This window comes from Flavobacterium tagetis (genome assembly GCF_016735615.1).
Taxonomy (GTDB): domain Bacteria; phylum Bacteroidota; class Bacteroidia; order Flavobacteriales; family Flavobacteriaceae; genus Flavobacterium; species Flavobacterium tagetis.
On the sequence record NZ_JAERSF010000004.1, the window covers coordinates 432,560 to 444,974 of the forward strand.

Annotated in this window: 10 protein-coding genes; all 10 read right to left on the reverse strand. The window is 30.9% G+C overall.

The genetic code is table 11. The features are described from left to right. Window positions 1–6: 6 nt before the first annotated feature. A complete protein-coding gene (locus tag JI750_RS19855) occupies window positions 7–1,812 on the reverse strand; it encodes a tetratricopeptide repeat-containing sensor histidine kinase (protein WP_202006166.1) in 1,806 nt (601 codons plus the stop codon). Beyond that, window positions 1,812–3,563 (reverse strand): ATP-binding protein, encoded by a 1,752-nt coding sequence (locus JI750_RS19860; RefSeq protein WP_202006167.1) that lies wholly within the window; start codon window positions 3,561–3,563, stop codon window positions 1,812–1,814. Before JI750_RS19860 ends, JI750_RS19855 begins: the two co-directional genes overlap by 1 nt. A gap of 27 nt (window positions 3,564–3,590) precedes the next feature. Then, entirely contained in the window at window positions 3,591–5,339 is a 1,749-nt protein-coding gene (locus JI750_RS19865; RefSeq protein ID WP_202006168.1) for an ATP-binding protein, read from the reverse strand. Window positions 5,340–5,341: 2 nt separating this feature from the next. Next, window positions 5,342–7,069, reverse strand: a complete 1,728-nt coding sequence (locus JI750_RS19870) for a tetratricopeptide repeat-containing sensor histidine kinase (RefSeq protein ID WP_202006169.1) — start codon at window positions 7,067–7,069, stop codon at window positions 5,342–5,344. Between the two features lie 169 nt (window positions 7,070–7,238). After that, window positions 7,239–7,673 (reverse strand): carboxymuconolactone decarboxylase family protein, encoded by a 435-nt coding sequence (locus JI750_RS19875; RefSeq protein ID WP_202006170.1) that lies wholly within the window; start codon window positions 7,671–7,673, stop codon window positions 7,239–7,241. A gap of 79 nt (window positions 7,674–7,752) precedes the next feature. Beyond that, window positions 7,753–8,325 carry a Crp/Fnr family transcriptional regulator gene (locus tag JI750_RS19880; protein WP_202006171.1) on the reverse strand — a complete coding sequence of 191 codons (573 nt, stop codon included), beginning with the start codon at window positions 8,323–8,325 and terminating at the stop codon, window positions 7,753–7,755. A gap of 143 nt (window positions 8,326–8,468) precedes the next feature. Next, a complete protein-coding gene (rplT, locus tag JI750_RS19885) occupies window positions 8,469–8,813 on the reverse strand; it encodes a 50S ribosomal protein L20 (protein ID WP_008464948.1) in 345 nt (114 codons plus the stop codon). 100 nt (window positions 8,814–8,913) lie between these two features. Continuing rightward, window positions 8,914–9,111 (reverse strand): 50S ribosomal protein L35, encoded by a 198-nt coding sequence (gene rpmI, locus JI750_RS19890; RefSeq protein WP_026727505.1) that lies wholly within the window; start codon window positions 9,109–9,111, stop codon window positions 8,914–8,916. 115 nt (window positions 9,112–9,226) lie between these two features. After that, on the reverse strand, window positions 9,227–9,781 hold the full coding sequence (infC, locus tag JI750_RS19895) for a translation initiation factor IF-3 (protein WP_095931668.1): 555 nt from the start codon (window positions 9,779–9,781) through the stop codon (window positions 9,227–9,229). A gap of 16 nt (window positions 9,782–9,797) precedes the next feature. Further along, window positions 9,798–11,744: a threonine--tRNA ligase gene (gene thrS, locus JI750_RS19900; RefSeq protein ID WP_202006172.1), complete on the reverse strand. Its 1,947-nt coding sequence runs from the start codon at window positions 11,742–11,744 to the stop codon at window positions 9,798–9,800. Window positions 11,745–12,415: the final 671 nt, after the last annotated feature.

Below are 12,415 nucleotides of genomic sequence, written 5' to 3' on the forward strand. Positions count from 1 at the left end.
ATTGGGTTATATAGGAAATTTGAAACTTATTTTAAAACCACTTTCTGAATTTGAGTCAAAATTAAATGTTCCTTTTATTGTTTCAATACGGTTTTCCACATTTTGTAGTCTTTTTTCTAAAATACCGTATTTTTGCCTGATTTTATGGCCATTATCAGCGTACAGTATTACAATATTTTCTTCTTCTTTTTTAAATATTAGACTTATTAATGTGGCATCGTTAAGTGTTTTCATTTGGTTAAAAATTTCCTGGATAGCACGAAAAACAACAATTTTTTTTGCTCGATCAGTTTTAGCCCATGAGAAAGTATTTAAACCATTTATTATAATGTTTAAATTTGGAGAAATGTATTCTGAAATCATTTCTTTTAAAGCACTTTCAAAATTTTCATCAGTGAGTATTTCACTATTTTCTCTAGATATATTTCTTGTTGTTAAATAAATGTTGTTTAAATGGGATAACAGTTTTTCTTTGTTTTCTTCTTTTTCTAAATCGCTCTTTGCCGTAAACAGTAAAATCTTATCGATGTCTTTTTCTAGCTCATGCTCTAATTTTTCGGAAATACGTTTTTCATTTTTAAAGATTTCATTGGTTCTTTCTCTTTTTCCTTTTTTGGTTATATAAAAAACTATAAAGACTAGACTTATAGCGCTAATAGAAATTACAACATAAGAAATAAAGCTTCTGTTTTTGTGTCTTTGAAGCTGTAATTCATGTTCTGCTTTTTGATTTTTAAGCTCTAGGTTTTCTTCTTTATCTTTCTTTGAATTATAAATAATATCGGCAAATTGATTTTTTGCTCTTTCTCTGGCAGTCATTAGACTATCTGTTTTTCTTATATAAATTTTCAAATGGTTTTTTAAACTTTCCGTATTGTCAATATTTTCGTCATTTTCTGCTTTGATCAAACAGCCTAACATACTAATCTCGTAAGGTTTAGAATTTGACTTTTTAGCATAATAATAAGCTTTCTCAATATTCTTTTTTTTGAGTTCAGGATTATTGTATATTTTATAATATTTATAAAAGGCATAATAGCAGGTAATTAGTTCATAGTCATCATTTAAAGTAAGTGCTACTTTTAGACTTTCATTAAAGCAGTTAAAAGCTTCTTGCTTATGGCCTCCAAGATAAAGGTAGGAAAGTCCCAAATTATATAATTTAGCGGTACGTTGAAAACCAGTATTTGAAGGAGTAATTTTGTCTTCGATGTTCAGCCAAGCTATCGGTTCTAGTAGATCTACAGCCTCCTGATATTTTCCTTGTTGCATGTAAACAAATGCAATTTCAGATATTATACGTGATTTTCTAAATGTAGAGAAGGCCTTTTTTAATGCTTTTTTATGATAATATAATGCTTTTTCATAGTCATAAGTAGAATGATAATTATAAGCCATAAATGTATAAGCATTAACGGCATACTTAACATTAGTTGTCTTGTCTAAGTACGGAAAAGCTTTTACGAGTGTATTTTCTACTTCATAATAATCACCATGTCTTTGTAAGATTTCTGCAATATAGTTTATAGATTCCACATAATAATCGGCATAATTCTCTTTTGGTTCACATAGTAATCGAGTTTTATTAAAATAAAAATAGGCACTGTCACCTTTTCCAGTGTCCCAAAAAGCATGTGCCTTTTCCAATGTTTGTTTTATTTCTGGTAAACGATTGGTTTTGATAGGACTTAAAGGTAGTTTTTTAGTGTCCGAAAATTGCATAGAAAAAAGGGCAATTAAAATTGCACAACAGAGTAGCAAACAAAAAAGAATGTATTTTTTTTGAATAAAATAGAGTAAGTCTCTAATCATTACAGCGGAAATTTAATTAAAACTTTAAAGCCTTGATTTTGGTTTAAAGAGACATTAAAAATCCCTTTTACCAATTTAAGACGGTTTTCAATATTAGCAAATCTCTTGTTTAAATTATTTTGATTTTGAATTTCGGTACTGTTATCAGCATACGTAATTATGATATTTTTCTCGTCTTCTTTAAATGTTATACTTACGAGCGAAGAATTATTAAACATTTTTGTTTGATCAAAAATTTCCTGCACTACTCGGAAAACCGTAATTTTTTTTACACGATCAATTTTTACCCAAGAAAATGTACTTAAGCCGTTTATCATGATATTTAAATTTGATGTTGTATATCCAGAAATCATTTCTTTAAGAACTTTTTTAAAATTTTCATCGGTAAGTATTTCACTGTTTTCTCTGGATATATTTCTTGTCTTTGAATAGATGTTGTTTAAATGAGTTAAAAATTGTTCTTTATTTTCTTCTTTTTCAAGGTTGCTATTTTTTGAAAATGATAAAATCATGTCAATATCTTTTTCAAGTTCAAACTGCAATTTTTCAGAAATTCGCATTTCATTTTTAAAGACTTCATTTGCTCTGTCTCTTTTTCCTTTCTTGGTTATATAAAGAACAATAAAAACTAGACTTATAACGCTAATGGAAATAACAACATAAGAAATATAGCTCCTGTTTTTTTGTCTTTGCATCTCTAATTCATGTTCTGCTTTTTCATTTTTTAGTTCTAAATTTTCGTCTTTATCTTTTTTGAAATTATATTTTATGTTAGCAGACTGCTCTTTCTGTGTTAATTGAATTTTATTAATGCTGTCTGTAAATTGAATATAAATCTTAGAATATTTCTTCAACTCATTTCTTCTACTGCTATTTATTAAAATTTTTAAAGCATTTTTTTTTTGCGAATAAGCATTTATTTTGCAAGAGTATTTATAAGCTATTTCGGCATATTTTTTTGCCAAAGTAAGATTAGATTTTAAATAAAATTGAGAAATACCTGAATAGCTGTGCGATAAATTTGATACATCATTTAATTCTAGTCTAATTTTAAGGGCTTCTTGGTAGTATTGTAGCGCTCTAGAATCTCCTAAATTAGCATAACAAATACCAATATTGTCCTTCATTATTGCATAATCTTGCAATTCAAAATCTTTGAATGTATTTGTTTTTTTCTTATTTCCATAATATCCGTAAGTGGTTAGTTTTTTATAGATTTTGATTGCTTTTTTATAATGCTTCTGACGCATATAAACTAGTGCTATATTAGCTAATGCATTTGTTTTTCTTCTTGCGCTAGTTTTTAGATTGTATGCTTTTTTAGCATATATTAGTGCATTGTCATAATCGTTTGTTGCTAAATAATTCTCAACAAAAATTTTATATGTCTCCCAAGCAAACCTTGGTTTTTTAAGGTATTTAAGATGTGGTAATACTTTTGTAGCTATAGCTTCACTTTCTAAATAATTGCCTTTGAATTCTTGTATAAGTGCTATAGATATTAATGCATCAACATAATCAACTCTATTTTTTACAGAATCAGATATGGTTATTACTTTTTCATAAATTTGTAAGGCATTTGAAAATTCGGATTTATCAAAATAAGCATCACCAATTATTGTAAGCCTTCTAACCTCCGCCGTATTATCAGTCTTTTTTTCAATAACTTGGTTTTCCTTTTCGCAAGAAATTGGAATTACAAGTAAAAAAAATATGGAAACCAAAATTTTAATTAAATTAAAGATTTTCATTTGAAGACTTTATGGTTAAAATATTATTTATATTGGAAATTTAATTAAAACCTTAAAGCCTTGATTTTGGTTTAAAGAGACATTAAAAGTGCCTTTTATCAATTTTAAACGGTTTTCAATATTAGCAAATCTTTCGTTTAAATTATTTTGATTGTGGATTTCGCTACTATTATCTGCGTATGTTATTATAATTTCTCCTTGATCTATTTTAAATGTTATACTTGCAAGAGAGGAATTACGATTTTTTACTTGATTGAAAATTTCCTGAACAACGCGAAAAACAGTGATTTTTTTTACACGATCAATTTTGGACCAAGAAAATGTACTTAAACCATTTACAATGATGTTTAATTTTGAGCTAGAATACCCGGAAATCATTTCTTTAAGAACTTTTTCGAAATTTTCATCTGTAAGTATTTCGCTGTTTTCTCTGGATATGTTTCTTGTCTTCGAATAGATATTGTTTAGATGAGATAGAAACTTTTCTTTATTGTCATGACTTAGTTCATTTTTTTTTGCGAAAGAAAGAGTTTCGTAAATGTCATACGAGAGTTCAGTGTGAAGTTTTCTAGCTATTTGGGTCTCACTTTTATATACAGCATCTATTTTTTCTCTTCGCCCTTTTGAGACTAAATAATAAAATAAAAATAGTAATGATGTAAGACTGAAAGCAATAATGACGTATAAAATAAAATTTCTGTTTTTTTCTCTCTCTAATTCAAGTTCGTTTTCAATTTTATCTGTTTTTAGTTGTAAATTTTCTTCTTTATCTTTTTTGGAAAGATATTTCATGTTTGAAAATTGATTTTTTGCACGCCTTCTTCCTTCAGTAATGCTATCAATTATTTTAATGTAGTCATGTGAATATTTTTTGAGCGCATTTCCTTCACTTGTTCGTATTAATTGGGCTAGAGAATTTACTCTGTTTCTGGCTGATTTTACTAGGTAAGCTTGTTCATATGATTTTTTCGCGTAGATAAGTGCTAGCTTGGGATTGCTTTCTTGATAAAACTCTGAGAATAAGCGATAAATATGATATAGAGAATACTTATTATTTACTTTGAGATTAATCTTTAAACTTTCCCTATAATAGTTAATTGCTATAGACTGTTTTAGCTTAAAATAACAATATCCAAGGTTTACAAGTACATCCGCATGAAATTGTTTGCCAAATTGAGGCCACTTCTTAAATACTATTTTTTCGGAAGTTAATGGTTTTAGAATTTCGATAGCTGTTTTGTATTTTTTTTGATCCATGAAAACTGTGGCTATGTCTTTTAAAATCACTGCCTTTTTGAATGATGTAGCTGGCAATTTTAGTGCCTTTTTGTGATATAATAGTGCGTTTTCAAAATCATAAGTGTTATGATAGTTATATGCCATGAATGAGTATACATTACGGGCATATATTGGTTCTTTTATTTTGCTTAAATAGGGGAGAGTTCTTGTTAGTAATTCTTCGCTCGTTGCATAATCACTGTCAATAGTAAGGATGTCGGCAATAGAAGAAAGAACATAGACGTATTGGACATAGTTTACATCTGGATTGGACAGAGCCAGTGCTTTGTTGAAATAAAGTAGCGAACTGTCAATTTTGTTATGATCATAAAATGTATCTGCTTTAGCTATAAATTTTTCAATTTCTGCAGAATATTTCTTTTTCTGTATTTTTTTAGTTGTTTTAGTTTCGCATGCATGCATTAAAAAAATAATTCCAAAAAATAGAAGAAACATTTTTAATTTATAAAAAAGTATAAAGGGGAAAGTTGTTCGCATTTTTAAGATGGAAATTTAAATGTAGCTTTGAATCCTTTATTTGGTAAAGAATCAAATGAAATTTCCCCTCTTATTTTCAAAATACGACTTTCGATGTTGTGTAGTCCATTCTTAAAAGTTATTTTTTTAGAATCAATGCCTTTTCCATTGTCATTATAGTTTACAATAATATGTTTCTCTACTTTTTTAAAACTGATACTTACTAATGTTGCGTTGCTATGTTTTTTCATGTTCACAAGTAACTCCTGAAGTATTCTGTAAATAGCTTCTTTTTTGTTTTGGTCGATGGAATCCCACGAAACTATATTGAGACCATTAAGCATAAGATTTATATCTGGAGTACTAAATTCAGAAATCATTTGCTTTAAGTGTAAAACGTAATTTTGATCGGCAGGAATTGGATTGTTTTCTTTCGAAATGTCTCTTGTTCTTGTATAAATTGCATCTAGATTGCGCATCAATTGTTCTTTGTTTTCTGCAATTGAAAGATTTTTATTTTCGGTAAACGCAATCGTGTGATAAATGTCATTGGCTAATTCATCATGTAATTTTTTAGCAATTCGAGTTTCGCTTCTATATGTTGCTTCAATTTTTTCTTTATTAACTTTTGATGTCAAATAGTAATATATAATAAAAATGATGATTATACTTAAAATAATAATAAGATAGGAGATTATATTTCTGTTTTTTTGTTTTTCTATCTGAAGTTCTTTTTGCGCTTTTTGAGTTCTAAGCTTTAAGTTCTCTTCTTTTTCACTTTTTGAATCATATTTGATCTTTGCAAATTTATTTTTAGCTCGTTGTCTAACCTCAAAAGCACTGTCAACCAATGCAACATATAATAAAGAATTTTTCTTTAGCTCTGGCCCATTACTGTTTTTTATAATTAATGCTAGTGCGTTAAGACGATCTTCCATAGCGTTGGCTTTTGTATAACTTTCATAACTCAACTGAGCATGTTTTTTGGCTAGAACAAAATTCTTGGTCTCATCATAGTATTTTGCAATATGCAAATTACTAGCACCAATTCCTGAAACATTTTTGAGCCCTTTTCTAATTTCTAGAGCATGATTCAGATATTGAATTCCTCTTGGATCATTCATCTTGTTATAGCATAGACCAATATTGTTTATATTTTTTGCATTATGTTCTGGTTTCTGTTGTAGTTCTTTTTGGGCAGATAAACGTAAGAAGATTTGTAATGCATCATTGTATTTTTGCTGTTCTAACAAAACAGATCCGATATTACTTTTTGTTAATGACTTTCTAGGTTCATCTACTTTTAGGCCTAATGCTTTGTTATAATAAAGTAAAGCATCATTGAGATTATAAGTACGAAGATAGTTTGTGGCTAAAGTTGTGTAGATATTCCAAACATTTGTTTGATCTTTTATTGACTTCAAATAAGGAATTGCATCGGTTATGGTAGTTTCGCTTCCAATATAATCAGCATGATTAAGTTGGATATCTGCCATGCAGTTTAGAATACTCACATAACTATCTGGATCTTTTTTTGGATCGCAAAGCAACTTTGCCTTGTTGTAGTAAAAAAAAGCACTATCAGTATCACTATAATTTTGGCGAAAAACTTCAGCCTTATCTATGTTTTTTTGAATTTCTAACTTGTTATTTAGTTCTTTCAAATTATCGTTATTGTCTTTCTGACAAGAAAAAAGAACTAATAAAAGAGCGGTAATAGAGGTAACTAAATGTATTCTTTTTGGTATCATGCGCCAAAAATAAAAAATATGAATTCCTATGAAAGAGTATAAATACCTGTTTTTGCAAAAAAAGCATTTTTTTTATTTTCGGGTATTCATTTACAATAATATACAAACAAACCCTCAGAGTGAGGGTTGTTAAAATTTTAAAATGTTGTAAAGCTTATCTTTATAAAATTTAAATGGCTCTCATTCCAGTAGTAATTGCGAGTCTATTCCAAGAATTAATTGTAATAATTGCTAAAATGATTTCGGCAAGGTATTTTTCATCAAATAATTGAGCGGCATTTTGGTATACTTCATCAGAAACATGATTGCTGATTAAAGTTACTTGTTCTGTCAAAGCTAAGATCGCTTTTTCTTCTTCGGTATAAACATCAGCTTCGCGCCATGCGCTTATTAAGTAAATTCTTTGTTCAGAAATGCCGTATTTTCTAGCATCTGCAGTATGCATATTGATACAGTAGGCGCAGCCATTAATTTGTGAAGCACGGATTTTAATTAATTCCTTGTGTATAGGAGTTAATGAAGTAGATGAGATATATTTTTCTAGATTTAATAAAGCATTATAAGCTTCTGGAGCAACATTCGGGATAACGATTCTTGATTTCATTTTTTTATGTTTTAAAAGTTCATTACAAAGGTCAGTAATGTATACTTTCAAAAACTTGAACTACTTCAAGAAATTCAAATTAGACTTTTCCCGCTCTTATTTTACTCATAAATTCTGCAGAAAAATCCAGATAGGAGGCAAGCATGTATTGTGGAACACGTTGAACAAATTCTGGAAAATGGTCATTAAAGTGATGGTACCTTTCTTCTGCCGACATTGTAAACAAGAATTTGATGCGCATTTGCATAGCGCCAAAACTTTTTTGCATAACTATTCTAAAATACCTTTCTAGATTTGGTATTTCAATTAGCAGTGATTCTAAAACAGTTTTGTCAATAGCAATAACTTCTGAGTTTTCAATGGCCTGCAAATAAAAGTTTGATGGTATGTGATTGTGATAACTCAAATAATCCGTAATCCACCAGTTTTCAATACCAAATTGCAATGTTTGTTCAGCTCCTTTAGGGTTGATGATATATTGTCTCATACAGCCTTTAACAACAAAATACATTGTATTGCAAATTTGGCCTTCTTTGAGGATATGTTCTTTCTTTTTTATTTTAGAAATTTCTAGGCATGATTCTAATTTATCAATATCCGAAGGTTCAAGGGAAATGAATTGTTTTATATGATGAATTAGTGAGTTTTGCATTTTAAATAAAATTACTTTGAGTAAATTTAATTTATTATTTAGTCATTTTGTAATAAGTAGCTATAAAAACAAAAAACCATTCGAATAAACGAATGGTTTTTTTATAATAAGTAAGTAATCTTAAATTGAGTTTATAAAACGTTTTATTTTACTTTATTAAGAATAGCTTTGAAAGCTTCTGGGTGATTCATAGCTAAATCTGCAAGAACTTTACGGTTCAATTCGATTCCGTTAGCTTTAACTTTCCCCATGAATTGAGAATAAGACATTCCTTCTAATCTAGCTCCAGCGTTGATACGTTGAATCCATAATGAACGGAAATTTCTTTTGTTTTGTTTTCTATCGCGGTAAGCGTAGCTCATCGCTTTCTCTACTGCATTCTTAGCAACTGTCCAAACGTTTTTACGTCTTCCAAAGAAACCTTTGGCTTGCTTCATTATTTTTTTTCTTCTTGCTCTTTTAGCAACTGAATTTACCGATCTTGGCATAATTTTAATGTGTTTTTGTAGCAGGCGTCCTGAATTGAATCAAAGGAACTTAAAGCCATACTCCAAGGTTATATAAATAATTTTTTAACCTAAAGAATTATTAGATAATTCTTAATTGTTGTTTGATGCTTTTCATATCTGTTTGGTGAACTAGCGCTGAGTGTGTCAAAGCTAATTTACGTTTTTTAGATTTTTTAGTCAAGATGTGACTTTTAAAAGCATGCTTTCTTTTAATCTTTCCAGAGCCAGTAACTTTAAAACGTTTCTTAGCGCTAGATTTTGTTTTCATTTTAGGCATTTTTCCTAGTGTTTTAATTTATTCTTACTTACTTATATCTTTAGTCTAAAAGTTCAAAAGTCAAAAGTCAAAAGTCAGTTTATGACTTTCGACTTTAAGACTTTAAGCTTTTGACTTATTTCTTTTTCTTAGGAGCAATGAACATAATCATTCTCTTTCCTTCCAAAACAGGCATAGCTTCAACTTTACCATGTTCCTCTAAATCTTGAGCAAGACGTAATAATAGAATTTGACCTTGATCTTTATAAATGATAGAACGTCCTTTGAAGAAAACGAAAGCTTTTAATTTAGCTCCTTCTTTTAAGAATTTTTCAGCGTTCTTTCTTTTAAATTCATAATCATGCTCGTCTGTTTGAGGACCAAATCGAATTTCCTTTACTACAACTTGAGAAGATTTAGCTTTCAAAGCTTTATCTCTTTTCTTTTGTTCGTAAACAAATTTCTTGTAATCCATGATTTTACAAACCGGTGGTTCCGCATTTGGCGAAATTTCAACTAAATCCAATTCAAATTGGTCAGCTAAACGTAACGCGTCAGCGATTTTAAAAACCCCAGGTTCAATGTTTTCACCTACAAGACGTACTTCAGGAACACGAATAAGATTGTTTATTCTGTGCGCATCTTTCTTTTCTACTCGAGGTTGAAAACCTCTGTTACTTTTTATTGCTATGACTTTCTAATTTAAGTTAAACTGTAAATACTTTTAATGTCTTTTTTATTTCTTCGTCTACAATCGCAGCAAATTCCTCGATTGAAACTGTAATGTTACCTTTTCCTTCTTGTCCGTGGCGGCGAATAGAAATCGTTCCGTTTTTCTCTTCTTCCTCACCAACGATAAGCATAAATGGAATTTTCTGCATTTCTGCATCTCTAATTTTCTTACCGATAGTTTCGTTTCGGTTGTCAATTAGGGCGCGAATTTCGTGATTTTCTAGCAAATCTAAAACTTTTTTAGCATAATTTTCGTATTTCTCGCTCAAAGACAAGATAATAGCTTGCTCAGGCATTAGCCAAAGTGGGAAATTTCCTGCTGTGTGTTCAAGTAAAATTGCTATAAAACGTTCCATTGATCCAAATGGAGCTCTGTGAATCATAACAGGGCGATGTAATTCATTATCAGCACCTTTGTAAGTCAAATCAAAACGCTCAGGAAGGTTGTAATCTACTTGAATTGTTCCTAATTGCCATTGTCTTCCTAAAGCGTCTTTAACCATGAAATCCAGTTTCGGGCCGTAAAATGCTGCTTCGCCATATTCTACTACTGTATTAAGACCTTTGTCTTTTGCTGCGTTGATAATAGCGTTTTCTGCCTTTTCCCAGTTTTCATCAGTACCAATGTATTTTTCTCTGTCTTCCTGGTCTCTTAATGAAATCTGAGCCGTAAAGTTTTCAAAACCTAAAGAACCAAATACATATAATACAAGGTCAATTACTTTTTTGAACTCTTCGTCCAATTGTTCTGGAGTACAGAAAATATGTGCATCATCCTGAGTAAATCCTCTAACGCGAGTTAAACCGTGCAATTCTCCAGATTGCTCATATCTATAAACAGTACCAAATTCAGCATAACGCTTAGGTAGATCTTTGTATGACCAAGGTCTTACATTGTAAATCTCACAGTGGTGAGGACAGTTCATTGGTTTTAATAAAAACTCTTCGCCTTCCGCTGGAGTATGGATTGGCTGGAAACTATCGGCGCCATATTTTGCATAGTGGCCAGAAGTAACATATAATTCCTTTTGTCCAATATGTGGGCTAACAACTTGCTCGTAACCAGCTTTCTTTTGAGCTCGCTTTAAAAATTGCTCTAAACGCTCTCTCAATGCAGCCCCTTTTGGCAACCATAAAGGCAAACCTTGACCCACTTTTTGAGAGAAAGCAAACAATTCAAGTTCTTTTCCTAATTTACGATGATCACGACGTTTGGCTTCTTCAAGGAGTTCAAGATATTCAGTCAAATCTTTTTGCTTAGGGAAAGAAGTTCCGTAAACACGAGTCAACTGCTTGTTTTTCTCATCACCTCTCCAGTAAGCGCCGGCAACGCTCATGATTTTTACCGCTTTGATAATTCCAGTGTTTGGAATATGTCCACCACGGCATAAATCAGTAAAAGTAGAATGGTCGCAGAAAGTAATAGTTCCGTCTTCAAGATTTGAAATCAATTCAGTTTTGTAAACGTTATCTTTATACATTTCTAAAGCTTCTGCTTTAGTTACTGGACGCATTTTAAAATCAAACTTTCCTCTTGCGATTTCAAGAATACGGTCTTCGATTTTTTTAAAATCAGCTTCAGAAATTTTCTGATCTTCAAAATCTACATCATAATAGAAACCATTAGCAATTGCAGGTCCTAGAGTTAGTTTAATTCCAGGATACAATTCCTCAAGAGCTTGAGCCATTACGTGCGAAGTCGAATGCCAGAAAGCTTTTTTACCTTCAGCATCATTCCAAGTATATAATATAAGATTACCGTCGGTCGTTAATGGAGTCTCGGTTTCAATAGTTGTACCATTAAAAGATGCTGAAATCACGTTTCTAGCAAAACCTTCGCTAATGTTTTTAGCGACCTCCATTGGAGTTACGCCTGAAGCGAACTCTCTAATTGACCCATCGGGTAAAGTAATCTTGATCATTGTTTATAATTTTGTGAATGCAAATATACATGATTACAAAAATACATACAATATATATGTAGAAGTTTACTCCATTATATATAAGTATAGTTTTGTTGTGCCTTAATGGTGAGTCGGTCAGTTTGCCAACCCTGTTGGATTTGTTTTTTTGTGCATATATAATATAAGTGTGTTTTGTCCGGCTGATCTGAGTGGAGCGCATCCAGTTTTGGAATTTGTAATTTAAAAGATTGAGGTTTTGCTGTTTATTAGGAGCTTAATCCCGCTATGCGCTTCAATCTTTTTGTGCCGAACCCCGGCACAAAAAGGATTTCCGCTCCTATCGGGGCTAGAGCATAGGTTTCCAAAAGAAGCTTTCGGGCGGAAAGCCGCCTTTAAAATGGTGGAGAATCATATAAAAAGAAGCTGAAAATCTTAAAACCCTGCAAAATCGGGAATCCGGAAGCGCCAAAAAATGCCAAAAACGCGGCCGTACGAAGAAAAACCTTACGCAAGACTGAAAAATCTTAAAATGTAAAGCATCCGTTATCAGTGCGTTAAGAAATAACTTGAAAAAAGATTTAAAAAAGCGGATAAAAAGTATTGCAGAAGCGGAAAAAGGTTCTACTTTTGCACCCGCAACAGCGAAAAACGCTCTTAGACATTCCGGCAGCTTTATGATAATTGAGGGA

Coding starts and splice junctions, on each gene's coding strand:
- JI750_RS19855 (WP_202006166.1), bottom strand. CDS start 1,812: ATGATTAGAGACTTACTCTATTTTATTCAAAAAAAATACATTCTTTTT.
- JI750_RS19860 (WP_202006167.1), bottom strand. CDS start 3,563: ATGAAAATCTTTAATTTAATTAAAATTTTGGTTTCCATATTTTTTTTA.
- JI750_RS19865 (WP_202006168.1), bottom strand. CDS start 5,339: ATGCGAACAACTTTCCCCTTTATACTTTTTTATAAATTAAAAATGTTT.
- JI750_RS19870 (WP_202006169.1), bottom strand. CDS start 7,069: ATGATACCAAAAAGAATACATTTAGTTACCTCTATTACCGCTCTTTTA.
- JI750_RS19875 (WP_202006170.1), bottom strand. CDS start 7,673: ATGAAATCAAGAATCGTTATCCCGAATGTTGCTCCAGAAGCTTATAAT.
- JI750_RS19880 (WP_202006171.1), bottom strand. CDS start 8,325: ATGCAAAACTCACTAATTCATCATATAAAACAATTCATTTCCCTTGAA.
- rplT (WP_008464948.1), bottom strand. CDS start 8,813: ATGCCAAGATCGGTAAATTCAGTTGCTAAAAGAGCAAGAAGAAAAAAA.
- rpmI (WP_026727505.1), bottom strand. CDS start 9,111: ATGCCTAAAATGAAAACAAAATCTAGCGCTAAGAAACGTTTTAAAGTT.
- thrS (WP_202006172.1), bottom strand. CDS start 11,744: ATGATCAAGATTACTTTACCCGATGGGTCAATTAGAGAGTTCGCTTCA.